Source organism: Vibrio sp. V39_P1S14PM300, from assembly GCF_009904765.1.
GTDB lineage: Bacteria > Pseudomonadota > Gammaproteobacteria > Enterobacterales > Vibrionaceae > Vibrio > Vibrio proteolyticus.
Genome location: NZ_WXWP01000360.1, coordinates 1 through 20,746, shown reverse-complemented (window position 1 = coordinate 20,746; position 20,746 = coordinate 1). Strand labels below are relative to the sequence as shown.

Here is a 20,746-nt window from a genome sequence, read left to right as displayed (position 1 = left end):
GGGTAGAGATAGCTGCTCTGCTGCACGCTTGGTGTGCCAGTTGCACGCATTCAGGCAATCGAGAATAACGGTTTTCTCATACTCGCTCACGGCTTCTTTAAGACCTCGGGAGAAGTCTGTATCGGCTTCATCAAGGTTTTTGGGATCCACAGTGAGAGTTTCCTGAGCCAAAGTTGGCAATGGCTGCTCTGATACCAATGGTGTCATCAGGCCTTCACCGATTTCTACTTGCGTGATAGTTTCGAAATCAGACAACAACACCGCGCGTTCTACGATGTTTTTCAGCTCTCGGACGTTACCCGGGTAGGCATATTCCAATAACTGACGTCGTACATTCGCACTGAGTCCTGGCGCCTGAGGCAGCCCCAGAGAGCTTGCACTCTGCTGCACGAAGTGTTCGGCCAAAGGTAGGATATCCGCTTCACGTTCGCGCAAAGGCGGTAACGTGATAGGGAAAACATTCAGGCGGTAAAACAGGTCAGCCCTGAATTCGCCGGATTTGATTTTCTCCATCAGGTTGCAGTGCGTCGCCGCGACGACACGAACATCCACTTCTATCTCTTTGCTGGCCCCCACCGGTCGGACTTTGCGCTCTTGCAGCACGCGCAGTAATTTAGCCTGAAGTAGCAGCGGCATGTCGCCGATCTCGTCCAGGAACAAGGTACCACCGTCTGCTGCTTCAAACAGTCCGACCTTGTCTTTGTCTGCACCAGTGAATGAGCCTTTCTTATGACCGAAGAGCTCAGACTCCAACAACTGCTCTGGTATGGCCGCGCAGTTTTGCACGATCAACGGTTGCTTTGCCCGGTCGGAGTTTTCATGAATGTATTGAGCAATCACTTCTTTACCGGCGCCGGTTTCTCCGCGCAGCAGTACGTCTACAGGCAGGGTGAGCACTTTATCCAGACGGCGCAAAACTTCAAGCATCTGCTCGCTTTCAGCAATGGGGCCGTTGTACTGGCCTTGCTTGCGTTTTTTAAGCTGCTTGTTTTCCCGAGCGAGGGCTGCGTTGTCTGCACTGAGGTTTTTGATCATATGCCCGTACTCTTCCAGCCAGAAAGCCTGACGAATACTGTTCGCTGCGATATGACAAAATGCCGTGAGTGCTGATTCGTTGTCGATCACACTCAAGTCCATCAACGCCAGCAGGCCGATGGTTTTGTTGTCATCGTCCACCAGAGGCCAGGCAAGCAGGTTAGTACTGCGCAAACCAAGCTTTGCCTCGGTTTGGTAAATCGTCTCGCAATCGTAACCATTGTACTGGTACAACTCATTGATTAGGACGACTTCGCCATTCTGGATGGCGTAACTGAACGGGTCGTTTTCGCTGGCTAAATCTAAGGAAAGGGGTTTCCACGGATGGGCGGAGAAAGCGGTTTCGTTGTGGTGGACAATACTGGGGATCAGTGCTTGTCCGGTCTGATCCAGAACGTAGATGATGCCGTGTTTGGAAAACGTCATCTGCCGGGCAGCGGTTAACACTGCGTCTAAAGTTTGCGCTAACTGAGAGCGATCAGCCAGAGACTGGCTGATCGCAAGTAAAGCACTACTCAGATCGTTCTGATTAGCTGAACGCATAAGACAGCGTTCCCTGTTCATCGACAGAAACGGTGATCTGGGTATGCGCATCGTCTTTGTCGTGAACCAGCAACTGCGTTGACAGTTGAGGCAGCAACTGACGGTTGATCACGGCATCAATGTTACGTGCCCCAGTTTCCGCCAGACGACAATTACCCAGAACAAACTCAACCAGATTGTCGTCATAGTTCAGCGTCAGTTTATGATGATTTTGCAGACGCTGAGACACTTTACCCAGTTTATGATGAATAATATCGGTCATGGCGTCGTCAGACAGAGGCACGAATGGCAGAACAGACATACGCGCCAGGAGAGCAGGCTTGAAGTGCTGATTCAGGGTCGGGCGGATAGCTTCGGCAATCACACCCGCTTCGATCTCTTTTGACTGTTGAACCAGAGATTCAATTTCATGCGTCGCCAGATTACTGGTCATGATGATCAGGGTGTTTTTAAAGTCGATCGCACGACCTTCGCCGTCGTTCAGCGTACCCTTATCGAACACCTGATAGAACAGATTCAGTACTTCTGGGTCGGCTTTTTCTACTTCGTCCAGCAGGACTACAGAGTATGGGCGTTGACGGACGGCTTCGGTCAACATACCACCTTCACCGTAACCCACATAACCCGGAGGTGAGCCGATCAGGCGGGATACCGTGTGCTTCTCCTGGAATTCTGACATGTTGATGGTGGTCATGAAACGTTCACCGCCAAACAGCTGGTCTGCGATGGCACGGGCAGTTTCGGTTTTACCCACACCGCTTGGACCAACCAGCAGGAAGACACCGGTAGGCGCATCTGGGTTACCCAGGCCGGCTTTAGCGGTTTGGATGCCTTCTGCCAGTGCATCAATTGCAAACTCCTGGCCTTTAATGGTTTGAGTCAGATTGTCTTTAAGGTTCAGCGTGGTCTCAGCTTCATCCTGCAACACTTTACCCATCGGGATGCCTGTCCAGTCGGCAATCACGTGGCTGACTTCGTCAGGGCCAACTTCAAAGTGTACCAGTGGATTCCCGCCGCGAATTTGCTCAAGTTGTTCCTGACAAGCCGAGATCGCGATGCGTACCGCTTCTTCATCCATTTCTGCGTAAGGAGAAACGTCAGCGTCTTGATCGTCTTCTGTCTCTGATGCGGGCTCATCTGATACCAGTTCGTGAAGACGAGCACGCAGTGCGATCATCTCTTCGATCTGGTTCTTTTCGTTTTGCCATTGGGCTTCCTGTACTTCCAGCTCTGCACGGGTTTCTTCCATGGCCGCTTTTAGATCAGGAATGGTTGCCAGACTATGCTTATCACCTGTTTGTTGCAGAGCGTCACGTTCCAGCGCTTCCAGTTCACGGGTTTGCGCCGCCAGCTCTTGTTGCAGCGTTTCTACAGAAGCAGGTACCGCATTCAGGCTGATGTTGACACGCGCACAAGCGGTATCGAGTACGTCGATCGCTTTGTCCGGCAGTTGACGACCGGAAATGTAACGGGCAGACAGAGCAGCAGCGGCAGTAATTGCGTCGTCACGCACGTACACGTTGTGAGATTTTTCATACGCCGGGCGTAGACCACGGATGATGAGTGCGGCTTGCTCCGGTGAAGGTTCGTCGAGTTTCACTAATTGGAAACGACGGGCAAGCGCCGGGTCTTTTTCGAAATACTTTTTGTACTCAGACCAGGTTGTGGCTGCGATAGTTTTGACTTCACCGCGGGCCAGGGCGGGTTTCAGCAGGTTTGCTGCATCGCTGCCGCCAGCCTGATTACCACCGCCGACCAGAGTATGGGCTTCATCGATGAACAGGATAATCGGTGTTGGTGAGTTCTTTACTTCATCCAGAACGGCATTGAGGCGCTTTTCGAATTCGCCCTTTACGCTTGCGCCTGCTTGCAGCAGACCCATATCCAGGCCGTACAGTTCCACTCCTTTCAGGTTGTCAGGCACTTCGCCCTGGACAATTTTGAGCGCCAGGCCTTCTACCACCGCGGTCTTACCTACACCGGGTTCACCCACGGCAATCGGGTTGTTTTTGCGACGACGGGCGAGGATATCGACGATCTGACGAATTTCCTGATCACGGCAGAATACCGGGTCGATTTCGCCTTTACGTGCTTTACCGGTGAAATCAGTAGTGAATTTGCTCAACGCAGAGCCTTCTTCACGTGCCTGAGTTTTCTCGGATGTTGCTTCACGTGCTTCCAGCGACTGCGACGTGAGTTCCGCAAAGTTACGCTTCAGGCTGTCTGGGTTAACGCTTTCAAGAATCGACGCGTAACCGTGTTGGCCGTAACGCAGTGGGTTACTGACCAGAGTCAGCAGCAAGGCGCCGGTACGAATCTTAGTTTCCGAAAGATCCAGAGACGACACCAGCCAGCTTTCCTGCAGCCATTCGATCAACAGAGCCGAGAATACAGGTTTACCGCCGTTACCAGTTGGACTGGAATCCAGTGTTGAACGAATGGACTGGCGTAACAGGTTTTCAGAACAGTCAAAATGCGCAAGCAGGACGTCAATATCACTGTTTGGGCGTTCAAGCAGGCTAAGCAGGTAGTGCTCGATTTGAACTTCATTGGCCTTTTCTGATACAGCCAGCGCTGCTGCATCTTCTAGCGCAACTTTTGCGATAGGGTGCAGACGTTGTATTAAAGAAGAGAGATTAATATTTATCATTGTCGTTTCTGAGCTTTTAGATTGTATAAAAGTGGGCGAGATTATACTAAACAATCGAGTGTGGTTTTTTTTATCCGCTAATTTAACTAGTCAATTTTAGTTATTATGTTGGTGGCTTTTTCCACAATTTAAATATACCTAAGCAGGCTTTCGGTGTTTGTGAATTAATTGATGGGTAAAGTAACTGAAGTGGTAGTTAATATGACTTTTTTACCTCAGTGGAATGCCGTTATTTTCTCTTTATCGCCGAGGAACAATAAATTAATATGGGAGAACAAGATTTTGTTTAAATTTCTAAAATCTTGTAATTGTGTATAGTGTGAATAAGATGGAGCTTTTGCTAAGTTATTGTAATTAATCTTGTTTTAAAGTTGGCATGCTGGTTGCATTGTTATATTGGGTCGCGGTGATAAGCGATTTGGTGAATGTAAATAATATAGAATTTTTTAAGAAGGAAATTTCAATGCCAACTCCAGCATATATGTCTATCAATGGTGAAACTCAAGGTCACATCACTAAAGATACTTTCTCTGCGGATTCTGTCGGTAACACTTGGCAAGAAGCTCACGTAGACGAGTTTCTGGTTCAAGAACTGGATCACGTTCTGACTATTCCACGTGACCCACAAAGCGGCCAACCAACTGGTCAACGTGTTCACAAACCAGTTGTAGTAACTAAAGTTCAAGACCGTTGTTCTCCACTGCTGTTCAACGCGTTGGTTTCTGGTGAGAAACTGCCTGAGTGTCAGATCCGTTTCTACCGTACCTCTGTACAAGGTAAGCAAGAGCATTACTACACTATCAAACTGATCGATGCTCTGCTGGTTGACGTGCAAACTCGCATGAACCACTGTCAAGACGCTGCAACTGCAGACCGCGTGACTGAAGAAGTTCTGAAGTTCACTTACCGTGCAATCGAAGTGACTCACGAAAACTGTGGTACTGCGGGTAACGACGACTGGCGTGCTCCACGCGAAGCGTAATAGCTATCGCGGTACGTATCAGGGCCAACATGATGTTGGCCCTAACTCCTTTATTAGTATCAGGTAAAAGATATGGTGAATGACGTAGAGTTTAAATTTGAAGTCCTCGGGACAGGACATGAGTTTCGGGTTGAGAGTTTTCAGGTAACGGAAGAACTGTCCAAACCTTTTCATGTCAGCCTTTCATTACTTTCACTTGATGCTGATATCACATTCGATGCATTGATTCGAAAGCCAGCTCTGTTGACCTTGTATGGTCAGGGAGCGGGCTCTGCGCGTTTGTTCCACGGTGTTGTCAACGAGGTTCGTTATCTGGGGCAGGGGCGACGCTTTGCACGGTATCAAGTCGTGTTGGTTCCACAGTTTTGGTTCCTGACTCAGCGTCAGGATTGCCGTATTTTCCAACATAAAGCGGCGCCGGATATTATTTCTGAAGTGCTGGACGACGCGTCGGTCACTGACTATCGTCTGGAGTTATCAGGGACTTACCCACCAAAAGAGTATGTGCTTCAATATCGTGAAACAGACAGCCATTTTGTTCAGCGTATGTTGGCTGAGCATGGTATGTGGTATTACTTTGAACACACTGAAGCCAACCATACGATGGTGATCGTCGACAGCAATGACGCCATTGCTGAACTGCAAAGCACCCCGCTAAACGCGTCTTACATCGGTCCGATCGTTTACCATTCGGATGCTGGTGGTGTGGCTGACCGCGAGCACATCTTTGATCTGGAGTTGATCAATCGCGTTCGAACTGGTCACGTGACGTACACAGATTACAACTATGAACAACCGAAGATCCCTCAGGAAATGGCATCAAATGGTGACCTTGATCCGGATCTAAAACTGTTTGATTATCCGGGCCGTTACGGGGACCCTGCGCAAGGGCAAATTCGTGCGACGGAATGGATGGCTGATCATGTCGTAGAGAATCAGCAGATTGAGGCCTCCAGTAACGTGATGCGCCTTACTGCGGGTTACAGTTTTAATATCGGAGAGCATCCTCGCGCGTCAATTAACCGTGATTTTACCATGTTGGCAGTGACTCACCATGGTCATGATCCTCAGGTTCATGAAGACGAAGCGAGCGGCATGCCAACGTCATACCACAACCAGTTTGTGTGTATTCCTCGTGATATTGTTTTCCGGGCGCCAAAGCTGCCAGCACCTATGGTCGATGGCCCTCAGACGGCCGTTGTAGTGGGGCCGGCTGGAGAAGAGATTTATACCGATAAGCTTGGTCGGATTAAAGTTCAGTTCCATTGGGATCGTTACGCGAACAACGACGAGCACGCCAGCTGCTGGATTCGTGTCAGCCAGTCAATGGCGGCGCCAACCTGGGGTGCGGTGTACTTGCCACGAATTGGTCACGAAGTTGTGGTTACGTTCCTGGAAGGTGATCCGGATCGTCCGTTAGTGACGGGGGCCGTTTACAACGGTCTGCACTATCCTCCGTACTCGCTGCCGGAAAACAAAACACGGACCACTTTCCGTACTCAGACGCACAAAGGCACTGGTTACAATGAACTGAGTTTTGAAGACGAAGCGAACCAGGAAGAGATCTATATCCATGCACAAAAGGATATGTCGACCAAAGTTCTGAACAACCGTTATCGTGACATTGGTCAGGATGAGTTTCTCAAAGTCGGCCGTCACCAGACGAATGAAGTCCACGGCGACCACAAAGAGACGATTGACGGGCATAAGACCACACAGGTGAACAGCACCTTTACGGAGACGGTAGAGCAAGACGTTACCGTCACCTATAACGCCAACGAAACTCAGTACGTAAAAAATAACAGCAGCCTTGAAATTGGTGACAATCGTACCACCAAGATTGGTAAAAACGACGATCTGGATGTCGGTGAAAACAGCAACCTGACGGTTGGGGCTTCACGCTCTTCGGACGTTGGTGCGGATGACAACCAAACGGTCGGCGGTAACCTGACGGTTTCCGTCAAAGGCAATACCTCATATAAGGCAGACGGGGCCACACAGATTATCAGTGGTGAAAAAATTGTACTCAAAACCGGCGGCTCGTCGTTGGTGATGAGCAGCGACGGCACGATTAAACTTTCTGGTACTTCAATTACCATCGATGGCAGCGCTAAAGTGGTTGTGAAGGGTGGTAACGTAGCGATTAACTGATGAAACAGACACAAACATTACTAGAGTCCTCTCTGGAAACGGAAACTACACAGCAAGCCGAGCAATCGGCTTGCTTTTCGCGTTTTGGACGCATTGTGGCCATCAATGAATCACTGGATAGCGTAAAGATCGATTTCGAAGGCAATACTTTCGGCCAGCCCATCACCGCCAGACTCGGACGTATGTTTCGCAAGGTGGAGCTGGATATGGCGGTGACCAATCAACTCAATTGTAGGATTGAATTCATTAATGGTGATCTGAGCTTGCCAGTTGTGACGGATATTTTCTTCTCGATCCTGAATGATTCAGATGAGTTCGTCTTGCGTGCCGACAAAATGGTCATTGAGGCCTCTCAGGAGCTGGTGGTACGCAGTGGTGAAACCGAAACTCGTTACAGTGGGCGTGATAACCGCGTTACCACCAAAGCGAAGTATGTCACTTCTCAGGCCGAAAAAGCTCAAAAAATTCAGGGCGGCACGATCGCCATCAATTAGCCGTCATCAAAAAGAAGTAAAGAACGGAATGCGACAAAGAATTGGTGTAGAACAACTGAAATCGCCGTTGTCAGACGGTGAGATCGAGCAGGCATTAGCTGCGGTAGAAAAAGCCGTGTCAGAACTGGATAAACTGGATCCGGCATGGCTGTCGTTTTGCCGTGACAAATCGATTTTAGCGATCGAAAACCTCAGTTTCTTTCTCAGACAATGGCTACGCCTGCACCAGCAGGGATATCCCAGTACCGAAAACGACTATTTGAGAATCATCGAACGGCAGATGGGCGAGTTGAAACAGGTTTATGTTGCCTTGTACAAGCTGGCGCCCGGATTGGTTTACGAGTTGCAACAACAAGCTCCAGAAGTGTTTGTCTGGTTGATGTTGTCAGCAGAATTTGGCCAGGAGAAAACCCATCTTCTGAGTGGACTAAGTACCAGTCAGGATATTTCGCGCGAAATGGCCTGCATGTTGGTGGTTCAGTCAAAACTGATGCATCTCGACTTGTATCTTGCGGGCTTGGTTGACGGCAAAACGAAACTGGCAAAAGGCACGTTTGACTATTTACGCTTACGCCAGACATTGAGCGTGTCACTAAGTAAACGCTGGCTGAAAGAAGGAATGATCCCGGAGCGAACTGTGCATCCGGTATTGGCGACGTTTGATGTGGCGGACAGTATTGAATGGATGGAAGAGAATCTGTCTGGTGAGCAGAATTTATTTGAACGCTTGCTGGTTAAGCAAGATCGCAACACCTGGTTCCGCCAGTACTTCGGAATCCAGCCAGATGCACTGCCTTCCGAACAAGTGAATACGTTCGCTAAGTTACTCGAACTCAAAGAGTTTATGCAGTTTGATTTGTCTTCGCCTCAGGCGCCATTTCATCTGGCGTTAACTGGTGAGCCGGAGTGGGCATACAATGTGCTGGCGGCGTTGCAGGATATGGACGAGGAAGACGGTGAGCGCTGGTTAGACTCGCTGCACGTTGTTTATGGAGAAAGCTTTCCACTCAATCCAACCGGACTTGGGGTTGACTACGAATGGCAAGATGCTCTTGAGATACTGGATGAATGGGTCAGCGATGGCCATCACCAACTTCATGTACCGGCTCGCCTTGGCTTTGCGCTTTCTTATGATTCGACGCTGGCAGCCCTGCAAACCGCGACCATACCGGAAACGTACCGAATCTGGCTATGGCGTCAACTGTGCTTGCATGCCCGGGTCTACATCCCCTGGCACGCCACTATGCCTGAAATTCAGCAAGCATGGATCATCAGTAAACTGAAAGAGATACCATCGGCTTCCGAACGATTTAACCTAAGGAGTCATCATGCAACTGTGGGATATTGATGAGCATCCGGAACTGGAAGTTAAAGGTCGATTCCAACGCGATCATAACGGGCATGAGGTCTGGGTTCTGACGGCAAAGCGTCAGTGGCGCTGGATAGAAAAGCAGTGGATGGAAGAGCGCGCAGAGCAAGTCTTCGATGATCCCGTTTATCTGGGGGAGGCGGGCTTTTCAGCGATGCAAGTGGATCATGATTTTCCCGTTTACAAACAAAACACCGATGTCGTTGTGTATGGGAAAGCACGCGCTTATGCAAAGCGACCAGTCACCTATATGGAATGTCGGCTGTTGGTAGATGGGCATATCGATAAAACGCTTGCGGTGCATGGTTCGCGTCATTGGGTCGAGCACGCTGGTAGTGTGACGATTGCCAAGCCTCAGCCATTTATTGAACGGGATATGGACTACTCGATGGCGCTCGGTGGTGATGAGCGCAACCGGATTGGTGGTGGTATTGCAGACAGCAATCGAGAGTTGCTGGAGCAGAATGTACCCAGCGTGTTTTATCCAAAAGAAGACTGGTCGGCTAATCCGGCGAAAGTGAAAGTGGCAGGCTTTGGCCCGGTTCCCCCGTTTTTTGCCCAGCGCTTTCGTTACGCCGGAACATTCGACCAACAGTGGGAAGAGGAGCGCAGACCGCTGTTACCACTCGATTTCGATGGTCGTTTTTTCCAGTCGGCACCCATTGACCAACAGTGTAAGGGGTACCTGCAAGGTGGAGAGCGAATGATGCTCAGTGGTTTTTCTCACGACGATACACTGTCGTTTCGTATTCCAGCTGAGCAATACCGTGCTCGTGTGATGTTCGGAGACGAACCTGTAGTGGCAGATATGCCGATTTATACGGTTTTTGTGGATACAGAGCAGCAAATCATTACTCTGGCTTACACGGCCGCGTTTCCTTGTCAGGGGCAAGAGCATTTACTGACGACATCACAAATTCTGGATAGTTTTGATACTGAGGAGACGGCATGAACAACCGCCTGGGTCGTTACGTTTTAGTCGGCGACGTTATTACGCCATCTGGCATGAATCTGGATATTTCGCTTGCGGTGGCTCAGGCGGATTTGGCTCGTTTTAGTCAGCGTGTTGATAATGGCGGCTTAGATCGCTACACCTATGCTCGGGTTGATTTCTGGCTGGGTGAAACACTTCAAGACAAAGTACAGACAGCTGTGGCTACGTTACTGGATTCACTCTTAGGTAAGTTACCGAAATCACTCAAACCGATTCCACTGTTGCTATCACTGCCAGATAAAGTAGACGCGCAACCTTTGGTTGATTGGCTGGAGGAGAGTCAATATGACAAGTGGATCTCGCAGATCGACACTTCTTACAGTGGATCCGTCACTCTGCTCAATGAAGCCTTTGCTAAGCTTGACCATCACGACGCCTTGTTATGTGTTGCTGTTGACTCTTTGGTGGATGATCTAGACCAACTGATCGAATCCGGGGTCGTGATGGGGAATAAAAACCCCTGGGGTGTCATCCCGAGTGAAGGCGCAGCAGGTTTGGTGGTGACGAAGAAAAACATTGTCGACACGCTAAAGCTGAAACCCTTATCGCATATTGGCTACACAGCGCGTGAGTCTGGGGTTTCTGATCGCCGAGGAATGATGAGGCTGACCCGCAAGGCAGCGAAAGCCTGCGATCACCTCGGCAGTATCTACAGCGACATGAGCAATGATCGAACCGATACCGAGGACTATGGATTTGCGATCGGTGCCCGGGCTGAGCAATTTACGAATCCACAAAACCCGTTTTTAATCAATGAGCTGTGGGGAACACTCGGTAAGTGTTCTGCGTTGGCATTGATGGCGACGTTCAATCACGTTCACCGATCGACAGCGCCGGCTTCGCTGATGTTGTTTGGCCGAGATGGTCAACGTGCCATTATGCAGTTGGAGCTTTGTGGGTGATTGAGAACTTAGTGATAAAACGGTAAGTATATCGTTGCCTAAACTGGCATGAATATTCCGTTATTTATCTCTTTTGTGAATGTAATTTAACCCGTCAAAGCGAGTGTGTATTTTTAATTTAGGATAGTGAATATCACTAAATTGATAGATATAGCGTTCGTTTTATTTTGCAGCGTTGAAATAGACATTCCACACTAATTAATATGCCTCACTAATTATTATTTTAAGTTGGCTAAGAGAATAACGTGTCTGATCAGCAGGGATCAACCAACGGCTATATTAATCGTCTGGTTGTAAAAGCTATTGAAAAGAAAAAACATCATGAACAACATGTGGCAAACAAGAATAAGCCCAAGTTGGAGTATGTTCTATTCTCTCAATTCGACGTCCTCGATACCTTGCCGTCTAAAAACGGTAAAACAACGGTGTACCATCTGGCAAAGAAAAATGAACCAGAGAAACAGGTATGCTGCAAGGTTGTAAACGAGGAAGCGCCTGAACTTGCACGCGCAATGCTTATTGGCGAAGCCAGCCGCCTCGAGATATCCCAACACCCGAGTGTCGCGGAATTTATCAAGGTTGGTCATGAGTTTGACCGTCCTTATTTGATGTACGAGTGGATTACCGGTGAATCCTTAGCGGAGAAAATGACCCGCCATTCATCCAAAGGCTTTCGCCACGATCATATTGCCTGGCTGATTTATCAATTAGCTGGTGCGCTGGAGTACATGCACACTCGCGGTGTTTGCCACCTCGATATTAAACCGTCGAATGTGATTGTCGGTGAAGATGACAGTGTTCGTCTGATCGATTTTGGCGCCGCACGCTACACCGACGAGGCCGAAGGTCATGCGGAAGCCAGCTTGCAATATGCGTCACCTCTCTATCTTGAAAGCGGTGTTGCCAAGCCCCAGGATGACGTTTATTCCCTGGCTCTGTTAACCGGACATCTGTTTTTGGGTGCCATTTACGGCAATGCCTGGTGCCAGCAACTGACTCAGCGTAAGCGCCCGCGCTTAATTCCAAAACATGTCTGGTTGTTAATTAAAACGGTAATCAATAAGCCACGCGCTCACGGTTATACGGCCATTTCGTTTGCACAAGATCTAGCGAAGATCGATGCAGATGCGTTGAAAGCTGACAATAGTGCGCCGATATTTACTAACCTGAGAAACGCGGATCTGGTGCTCACCCAGCGCCGTGGCTCAGACAAATTCGCCTTTGGTCGTTTCAAATATCTGGAAGCCGCCATGGTTGCCAGTGTTGTCGCTGTCACGGGTACCTACTTATATGATGCTTCACAACCGGACTGGCAGCCAGTACTCAAGTCTGAGCTGGTCAGCCCGGAGAAAGTCGTACGCACGATCAAACCCGCACAAACCGCCGCATTCCTTGCTCAACCGCCTTGGAAAATTGAGAACGCCCTGAGCGATTCTTCAAACGATCTGGTTACCATGGCGCCTTACCGTGAAGCTTATCATGTGCAACAAAAGAAGCTGTTGGAAGTGTACGAGGATTATAAAGCGGCACTGTATGAGCAACGTGATGATGCCTCACAGTTACCAGGTTATCTAGGCGACATTCGTCGTGATCTGGTCAAACTGCGTGAAGAGCTGAACCAAGACGGTGCCTTGTTTCCACAGGCTGATCGTAAGTTAACGGATGTTATGTCCAAACTAAATACGGTGGCGCTGCAGTCCCAGACCTTGACGGATTTTCTTGGTAAGAAAGATGATCAGCTCGCCCAACAGGTATTGGATGGTAATGCCGAATACGTCGATCAGTACATCAAATACGCCTGGCAATCACATCAAGCTGAGGCGTATTACTACAGCCAGATTCTACCTAGCCTGATTCTTGACAAAGTGTATGCGTCGGTCGATGACAATGCCAAGAAGCATTATTACTCCAAAGCGATAGCTGAAGTTGAAGCTGCCCGTAAGTTCTTTGGTAATACTGCTCAGCTCAATGCCAAAGCTCGCGAGCTGCGCGTCGCCAGAAGTGAATTTATCCTATTTAGCACGGTGACAGAACAGAACATATATGAGCCTCAGAAACTGAACGCGGCATTAAACGATTTGGAACAAAGCGCGCCGAAGAAATTTGATGAAGTGAGTGAGTTGCTTAATCGTATGGCGTCACAAGCTATTCAACAAAGCCATCAGAAATCGAAGCCTGCTCGTGGGGCTTTAGCGATACAGCGTGCGTTGCTGGATTACAACGTAGATGGCAGGAGCTAAGCATGGAATTGATTGCAATCGATAGCTTGTTGGCTCCGATCAGCGATGCTTCGCCATGTGGTGATGATGCACGTTACGAGTTCAGCTATGAAATGATGGAGTCGGAAGTTAAGAAATTCGGCTCATTATTCGGGGAGACGGTCGACTGGAATATCGTTAAAACCAACGCTGTTGAAGTTCTCAGTCATCACAGTAAAGACCTTAAAGCGTTATGTTATCTGGTTCGTGCGCTGGTGGAAGAAGCCAATGTGGATGGGCTAGAACAGGGCCTGACCCTGTTAGCGCGTTCGATTGAAAGCTTTGGCACTGGTCTCTACCCAAGCCGTAAACGCGGTCGTGACGGTGCAGTAGAGTGGTTAAATCATCAGATCAAACTGAGCCAACCGACGCTCGAGCAAGAGGCGTTAAGCTGGGAGCAACTTTCTCGTTGTAATGATTTAACGGAAGAAGTGCAGCGTCATTACGATAACGTCTTCAGTGATTCAGAAGCGGACTTCTACGAAATCCGTACCTCGATCAATGCATTGATGCAACGTGCGGGCTCTGACGTGGCACCGCAAAAGGCGCCCGTCGCAGAAGCGCCCGCCGTGACTCCCGTCGCTTCTGAACCGGAACGTGCACCAGAGACGGCACCGGTTAAAACGGCGCCTGTTGCGGCACCGACTCCACCTCCGGTCAAACCGCAGCGCAAAGAAGTGGACGTCGATACCGACTTCTCTTCACCGACGGCTTCAAAACGTACGTTAAAGAAAGTGGCCGAAACGATGTTGGCGGCTGAGCCGACTGTGCCGCTGTCTTATCGGATTCATCGCCACCTCACCTGGATGGACATTGATGAACTGCCGGATCATCAAAACAACGTCACGCCGTTGAGCCTGGCGGTATCTTCTGATCAACAGTCGGAATACCGGGACAAAGCTAAACAGGAGAGTGACATTGATACCGTTAAGCGACTTGAGCGCACCCTAACAGATGCGCCGTTCTGGTTGACGGGTCATTACATGGTGTTCCAGATGCTCGACAATCTGGAACTTCATGAGGCCGCTCAGGCGGTCAAACAAGAGACGCAAAAATTTGCTAAGTCTCTACCGGGCCTTGAAGCCCTTTCATTTAAAAATTCTGTTCCATTCGCTGATGAAGCGACGCTTGGTTGGTTGTCTACAAGCGATAGCATGTCTTCTGGTCAACAAGTGGTGATGCCAAGCATCGTCATTGCAGAAGATGATTCATTGTCGATGGACGATGTCACCCTCGAGAATTTGGGGGAACGTGTGGCAGAGGTTGCTCGTCGTCTGGAGCTTGATAGCTCAGGACGAGGGCAATTTATGTTGCATTTACAAATGGTAAAAGCCTACCACGGCGTAGGATTATTTTCTCTTTGCCTGCCTTATCTGGAAAAGGTCTGGACAGTGCGTGAGGAAATGGATCTTGCCAGCTGGGAACCACATTTGTCTTTGCAATTGGATTCTCTTACCGAGAGAACCCTCAAAGAGCTGTATCCATCTAAGGAGCAGTTACCTGCAAAATATCAAGAGTGGGAAACAATTTATAACTAGTAACACGATTAGATAAGGAACTAATTATGTCACGCGATGGCTCGGTAGCTCCTAAAGAGCGAATTAATATCCGTTATGTTCCAGCGACTGGTGATGCGCAAGAAGACGTAGAACTGCCGCTGAGTATGATGGTTGTTGGTGACTTTACTGCACGTGCAGATGAGACACCAATCGAAGAACGTACGCCTATCAACATCGACAAAGATAACTTCAACGAAGTTCTGGAAGGCTACTCGCCTAACGTGAAAGTAAACGTTGATAACCGTCTGAGTGATGAAGAAGGTGCCCAACTGGCAGTCGATCTGACTTTCAAAGACATGAAAGACTTTTCACCTGAAACTATTGCTAAGAACGTCCCAGAGCTGAACGGCTTGTTGGAACTGCGTGAAGCATTGGTTGCACTGAAAGGTCCACTAGGTAACGTTCCTGCGTTCCGTAAGAAGATTGCAGCAGTACTTCAGGACGAAGAAGCACGCAAGAAACTACTAGAAGAGCTGAGTCTTGGTGGAAACCAAGATGCGGATAAAGCAGAGTAAGAGGATATTATGACGGCAGAAGCTCAAGCTCCAGAACAAGAAGCAGCCCTTGCGGAATCAGGTTCACTTCTGGATAGCATTCTAAACGAAACGCGCCTTAAGCCTAGCGATGAAGGTTTTGATGTTGCTAAGCGCGGTGTTGAAGCGTTTATCGGCGAACTACTAAGCAACAGTGCATCTGAAAAAGTTGACCAGTCTCTGGTTGACCTGATGATTGCTGAAATCGATCAAAAATTGTCTACGCAAGTTGATGCAATCCTGCACAATGAAGAAGTTCAGGCAATCGAATCAACTTGGCGCGGTCTAAAGTATCTGGTGGATCACACTGACTTCCGCGAAAATATTCAGATCGAACTGATTTCTGCGAAGAAAGACGAAGTTCTGGACGATTTCGAAGACGCTCCGGAAGTGGTTAAGTCTGGTCTGTACAAGCAGATCTACACTCGTGAATACGGTCAATTCGGTGGTAAACCAGTTGGCGCGGTGATCTGTGATTACCAGCTTTCTGCTGCTACACCAGACATCAAACTGATGGAATACATGGCGAACGTAGGTGCGATGTCTCACGCTCCGTTCATCACGTCTGCTTCATCGAAGTTTTTCGGTCTGGACAGCTACGAAGAGCTGCCTAACCTGAAAGATCTGAAAGCGGTATTCGAAGGTCCTCAGTACGCTAAATGGCGTGGTCTGCGTGAACACGAAGATGCTCGTTACCTGGGCCTGTGTACTTCTCGTTTTATGCTACGTAATCCGTACTCAGTTGAAGACAACCCGATCAAGGCGTTTGACTACAACGAGATGGTGACTGACAGCCACGACCACTTCCTGTGGGGTAACTCTGCGTACGCGATGGCGTCAAAGATCAGTGAATCGTTCGCGAAATACCGCTGGTGTCCGAACATCATTGGTCCTCAGAGCGGCGGTGCGGTATTTGACCTGCCAGTATACAACTACGAGTCAATGGGTCAGATCGAAACTAAGATCCCAACAGAGATCCTGGTTTCAGACCGTCGTGAGTTTGAACTGGCAGAAGAGGGTTTTGTTGCTCTGACCATGCGTAAGGGTTCAGACAACGCAGCGTTCTTCTCTGCGAACTCTATCCAGAAGCCAAAAGTGTTCCCGAACACGCCAGAAGGCAAACAGGCTGAAATGAACTACAAGCTGGGTACTCAGCTGCCATACATGTTCATTATCAACCGCCTGGCACACTACATCAAAGTTCTGCAACGTGAGCAGATCGGTTCTTGGAAAGAGCGTTCTGACCTGGAAATCGAACTGAACAAGTGGATCCGTCAGTATGTTTCTGATCAGGAAAACCCGCCAGCAGAAGTTCGTGGTCGTCGTCCACTGCGCGCTGCGAAAGTAGAAGTGTCTGATGTTGAAGGCGATCCAGGTTGGTACCGTGTATCAATGTCTGTACGTCCTCACTTCAAGTACATGGGCGCAAGCTTCGACCTGTCACTGGTTGGTAAGCTGGATCAAAACTAAGATCGTTTCATTATCAATAAGAAGCGGTCAGTGCAAGCTGGCCGCTCTTTTTCAGAGTTCAGTATGGAAAAAGGCTATCGTCTTCTGGAGCGTATCGAGCTCGGAGAACCGAAAAACTGCTACGAAAAGGTAGTATCACATCAACATTTGGTTGAATCCATTCATATACACCTCGCGGACTTACTGAATACGCATGCGGGGAATGCAATGATAGACAATGACTACGGTCTGCCGGATTTCAACGATGTGCTGTCCACCAACACCAATCTGGTGCGCCATATTCAGCAGAATATCCGCACGACGATTGAAAAGTTCGAACCACGATTAAAAGGCATCGAAGTGTTTCACCGGGATGATTTTCACAACCCGTTGCAACTCAGCTTTGGCATCAGTGGTGAAGTGACGCACAACGGCGGCAAAGTGCCTATGTCTATCAATGTGTTCATGGGTGTCGACGGACAATTTAACGTTTAGTCTTAGGAGCAAGCTTTCGTGAGCAGCAGTAAATATTTTCAGGATGAGCTGACCTACCTGCGTGAAGCAGGCAGTGAGTTTGCCAAATACCATCCCAAGCTAACCAACTTCCTATCAGAAGGAACCTACGATCCAGATGTTGAGCGTCTGATGGAAGGCTTCGCGTTCCTGACCGGACGCATTCGGGAGAAAATCGACGATGAGCTACCGGAGCTGACGCAGTCGCTGATGACGCTGCTCTGGCCGCATTATATGCGCTCTGTGCCGTCGATGTGCATTACGGAACTGTCACCCCATGTCGGGAGCGTGACTGAGCGGACGGTGATTGCTCGTGGTGCTGAAATGGCCAGCGAGCAGGTTGAAAGCACGCAGTGCCTGTTCCGGTCGTGTTATGATGTCGACTTATACCCGGTCCGTCTGACCGGAATTGAGCAGGCGAATAGCCGGACCAGCTCAACTGTGGATGTGTCTCTGTCGACAGAGCATGGCCTGGAGTTGTCTCGTCTGAAAATGGACTCACTGCGCTTCCATTTGCACGGGGAAGTGCATATCACCCGCACGTTGTATCTCTGGCTGTTCCGGTATTTGGATTATGTTGAACTGGATGTCGGTGGTGGTTACAAGCATCGCCTGCGTGCAGATCAGATCAAGCCGGTTGGGTTTGCTGAGAATGAAGCGATCTTGCCGTACAGCAAAAATTCCTTTTCTGGCTACCGGTTGCTGCAAGAATACTTCTCTCTGCCTGAAAAGTTCATGTTCTTTGATGTTACAGGTCTGGAATGGTTAAAAGGTATTCCTCAACGATCGACACTAAAGTTTTCTTTTGTATTTAAACGTGCGCTGCCATCGGAAGTTGTGCTGAAAGATAAGCACTTCAAACTGCACTGTACACCTGCGGTCAATTTGTTCTCTATTGATGCGGATCCGATTCGCCTTGAGCATCGTCGCAACGAATACAAAGTGCGTCCACAGACCAACAGTCAGGAGCACTTCGAAGTTTATTCGATTGAAGAGGTTCAGAGCTGGAGTAAAAGCGAGCGTCGGCGCAAGAAACTGATCGAATTTGAATCGTTTGAGCATCAGATCAATCAGCGTGACAAGCGTGAGTTCTACAAAACTAAGGTGGGCGAGCGCATCAACGGCCGTGGTCTGGAGCGCTATATTTCGTTCCACACACACGACAGCGGCATCGCTGATCTGGGCACAGAAACCGTTCTCATGAAATTGGTGTGCAGCAACGCAGACCTCGCGGAGCGACTGTCAGTCGGGGACATCACATACACCACTCACAAGTCGCCAACCTACGCTACGTTTCGCAATATCACTAAACCGACCCAGTCGGTCAGCCCGCAGATCAACGGTGAATTACAGTGGCAGTTGATCGCTAATATGTCACTCAACTACTTGTCACTGGCCAATATCGATGTGCTGAAAGTTCTGTTATCGACGTATGATTTTCATTCGCGTGTCGATCGTCAGGCTCACCGTGCGTCGATTCACCGTCTTGATGGGATACGCTCGTCGGAGATGGAGCCGATTGATCGTGTATTCCGTGGTGTTGCTGTGCGTGGTACTCAGTTTAATCTGATAGTGAACTCCAGCTACTTTGTGAACGAAGGTGACATGTTTCTGCTAGCCAGCGTGTTGAATGAGTTTATCCGTCTCTATTCGAGTCTCAACTCGTTCACGGAGCTGGAAGTCTTTGATGAGAAAACCGGTGAAGTCTACCACTGGCCTAGTCTCCCTGGTAAACAGACAGTGTTATGATCAATCAGATTTCAGATAAAGCTTACGAGTTCAGCTTTTTCCAGGCTGTATCGCTACTGGAAAAACACTATAAATCTGACAGCAGTGTCGACTTTAGCGGAGTCGGTGAGAACAAGTACTTTCATCAGGAACGCATTCGCTTTAGCGTGTCTGCCAGCCTGGCCTTTCCCAAGAGCGATATGGACTTTGTCACTCATATGGATATGGCCGGCGAAGCGTATACCCGGGTCGAGGTCAACTTTCTTGGTCTCCACGGCTCTAGCTCACCTCTGCCGTCCTCGTATACGGAAAAGCTGGCAGGCAGGGAAGAAGAAGATAACCCGGTTAAGCAGTTTTTTGACTTCTTTCATAACCGCTATGTTTCGATGGTTTATCGGGTATGGAAAAAGTACCGTTACCACATTCAGTATGAGAGTGGTGCTCAGGATCCGTTTTCCAGCCGTATGCTGCATTTGCTTGGCCTGTCCAGTGTCATGCAGGAAGCAGAAGCGGCGGATTTGGACAGAGCGAAGCTGTTGTCCTATGTTAACCAGTTATCCACCCGGACCCGTTCACCTAAACTAATTTCGGGTATTGTTGCGCACTATTTCTCACTGCCTAATGTGTACATTGAGGAGTGGGTGTTCCGCCGGATCGAGATACACCCTAGCCAGCGCAATCAGCTTAATCAGATGAATTGTCAGCTCGGACAGGACTTTCACTTGGGGCAGAGCATGCCGGACCTGGTGGGTAAATTTAATCTGTGTATCGACGAAATTGATTTCTCCACCTATCAGGCGTTTTTGCCAGGTAAGACGCAGCATGAGACGCTGGTGGGCTTGATTCGCTTCATCTTAAGAGACCCGATGGCTTGGGATTTAAAAATGCGAGTTAAGTTAGATACCGTGCCTCAGAACAGTCTTGGTCAGGGGGAAGGCAATGTGCTCGGACAGACGGCGTGGCTGGGTATTCCAACGGAAGATGATACTCAAATCCGGCTTATCGGTAGTGTATAACAGACGAAAAAAAACCGCCGTTTCCGGCGGTTTTTTATTATCGGCTTACAGGTTGGTGTAGTACGACCGTGGTATGCAATGACTTGATGCCATTAAAGGATTCAATCTCATTCGCCAGGTAATGGATCGACTGGAGATCGGGAGCCTCAATTAGCGCAATAATATCGTAGGTGCCACCTACGATACTGGTCGAACGAACCTCAGGAAGCTCTTTGAGAGCTTCCGTAACGTCATTTTTCTTACCCTTTTCACATGATATCAGCAGGTAGCTGGCTGCCTTACGTCCTTCGTTTTCTACGCGGATTTGAGCAGTGTACCCTTTGATGATCCCTGTTTTTTCCAAGCGGTTAATGCGCTCTGCGACGGCAGTGCGCGATAAACCGATGTTTCTGGACAAATTAGCAATGGACTCTCGACCGTTTGACAAAAGGTTAGACAAAATCTTACGGTCCAGCTTATCCAAGCCTTGTAGATTCATATTTGACATTATAATCCTGCCTTTGCGTTGCTTTTATTGTTATGTGTTTATTTATAATTAGATAGATTCGGGTAACGTAAAGTTGTACAGCT

The 20,746-nt window shown here is 48.9% G+C and carries 15 protein-coding genes and 2 pseudogenes; 13 read left to right on the top strand and 4 right to left on the bottom strand.

The features are described 5' to 3' along the window. From CAG65_RS22500 to tssH, 3 genes and pseudogenes are all read right to left on the bottom strand, one after another. Window positions 1–108 (bottom strand): annotated as a pseudogene (locus tag CAG65_RS22500) (helix-turn-helix domain-containing protein); the annotation flags it as partial. Window positions 109–212: 104 nt separating this feature from the next. After that, window positions 213–1,578 (bottom strand): annotated as a pseudogene (locus CAG65_RS18975) (sigma-54-dependent Fis family transcriptional regulator); the annotation flags it as partial. Continuing rightward, window positions 1,565–4,228, bottom strand: a complete 2,664-nt coding sequence (gene tssH, locus CAG65_RS18970) for a type VI secretion system ATPase TssH (protein WP_021704967.1) — start codon at window positions 4,226–4,228, stop codon at window positions 1,565–1,567. The pseudogene CAG65_RS18975 and the gene tssH, both read right to left, overlap by 14 nt. A gap of 463 nt (window positions 4,229–4,691) precedes the next feature. Here tssH and CAG65_RS18965 point away from each other — a divergent pair, with 463 nt between their 5' ends. The 13 genes from CAG65_RS18965 to tssG all read left to right on the top strand — a co-directional run bounded on the left by CAG65_RS18965 (window position 4,692) and on the right by tssG (window position 20,176). Then, on the top strand, window positions 4,692–5,210 hold the full coding sequence (locus tag CAG65_RS18965) for an Hcp family type VI secretion system effector (protein ID WP_021704968.1): 519 nt from the start codon (window positions 4,692–4,694) through the stop codon (window positions 5,208–5,210). A 72-nt stretch (window positions 5,211–5,282) separates the two neighbouring features. Then, the gene (gene tssI, locus CAG65_RS18960) at window positions 5,283–7,361 is read left to right on the top strand and encodes a type VI secretion system Vgr family protein (protein ID WP_161454635.1); all 2,079 of its coding nucleotides are present in this window, start codon (window positions 5,283–5,285) and stop codon (window positions 7,359–7,361) included. Then, window positions 7,361–7,855 carry a hypothetical protein gene (locus CAG65_RS18955; protein ID WP_161454634.1) on the top strand — a complete coding sequence of 165 codons (495 nt, stop codon included), beginning with the start codon at window positions 7,361–7,363 and terminating at the stop codon, window positions 7,853–7,855. Before tssI ends, CAG65_RS18955 begins: the two co-directional genes overlap by 1 nt. Window positions 7,856–7,883: 28 nt before the next feature. Then, window positions 7,884–9,203: a hypothetical protein gene (locus CAG65_RS18950; protein WP_161454633.1), complete on the top strand. Its 1,320-nt coding sequence runs from the start codon at window positions 7,884–7,886 to the stop codon at window positions 9,201–9,203. Further along, the gene (locus CAG65_RS18945; protein ID WP_161454632.1) at window positions 9,184–10,176 is read left to right on the top strand and encodes a DUF2169 family type VI secretion system accessory protein; all 993 of its coding nucleotides are present in this window, start codon (window positions 9,184–9,186) and stop codon (window positions 10,174–10,176) included. The genes CAG65_RS18950 and CAG65_RS18945 overlap by 20 nt, the downstream gene beginning before the upstream one ends. Then, entirely contained in the window at window positions 10,173–11,120 is a 948-nt protein-coding gene (locus CAG65_RS18940) for a hypothetical protein (protein WP_161454631.1), read from the top strand. The genes CAG65_RS18945 and CAG65_RS18940 overlap by 4 nt, the downstream gene beginning before the upstream one ends. A gap of 245 nt (window positions 11,121–11,365) precedes the next feature. Then, on the top strand, window positions 11,366–13,360 hold the full coding sequence (locus tag CAG65_RS18935; protein ID WP_161454630.1) for a protein kinase domain-containing protein: 1,995 nt from the start codon (window positions 11,366–11,368) through the stop codon (window positions 13,358–13,360). 2 nt (window positions 13,361–13,362) lie between these two features. After that, complete coding sequence (tssA, locus tag CAG65_RS18930; protein WP_161454629.1) at window positions 13,363–14,916, top strand: type VI secretion system protein TssA; 1,554 nt, start codon at window positions 13,363–13,365, stop codon at window positions 14,914–14,916. 26 nt (window positions 14,917–14,942) lie between these two features. After that, the gene (tssB, locus tag CAG65_RS18925) at window positions 14,943–15,452 is read left to right on the top strand and encodes a type VI secretion system contractile sheath small subunit (RefSeq protein ID WP_021704976.1); all 510 of its coding nucleotides are present in this window, start codon (window positions 14,943–14,945) and stop codon (window positions 15,450–15,452) included. 9 nt (window positions 15,453–15,461) lie between these two features. After that, window positions 15,462–16,940: a type VI secretion system contractile sheath large subunit gene (gene tssC / locus CAG65_RS18920; protein WP_161454628.1), complete on the top strand. Its 1,479-nt coding sequence runs from the start codon at window positions 15,462–15,464 to the stop codon at window positions 16,938–16,940. Window positions 16,941–17,003: 63 nt separating this feature from the next. Further along, the gene (tssE, locus tag CAG65_RS18915; protein WP_021704978.1) at window positions 17,004–17,414 is read left to right on the top strand and encodes a type VI secretion system baseplate subunit TssE; all 411 of its coding nucleotides are present in this window, start codon (window positions 17,004–17,006) and stop codon (window positions 17,412–17,414) included. An 18-nt stretch (window positions 17,415–17,432) separates the two neighbouring features. Then, window positions 17,433–19,181, top strand: a complete 1,749-nt coding sequence (gene tssF / locus CAG65_RS18910; RefSeq protein ID WP_161454627.1) for a type VI secretion system baseplate subunit TssF — start codon at window positions 17,433–17,435, stop codon at window positions 19,179–19,181. Next, window positions 19,178–20,176 carry a type VI secretion system baseplate subunit TssG gene (gene tssG / locus CAG65_RS18905; RefSeq protein WP_021704980.1) on the top strand — a complete coding sequence of 333 codons (999 nt, stop codon included), beginning with the start codon at window positions 19,178–19,180 and terminating at the stop codon, window positions 20,174–20,176. The genes tssF and tssG overlap by 4 nt, the downstream gene beginning before the upstream one ends. A gap of 37 nt (window positions 20,177–20,213) precedes the next feature. Here the strand turns inward: tssG and CAG65_RS18900 are convergent, their stop codons facing one another. Further along, window positions 20,214–20,666: an Lrp/AsnC family transcriptional regulator gene (locus tag CAG65_RS18900; RefSeq protein WP_040902487.1), complete on the bottom strand. Its 453-nt coding sequence runs from the start codon at window positions 20,664–20,666 to the stop codon at window positions 20,214–20,216. Window positions 20,667–20,746: the final 80 nt, after the last annotated feature.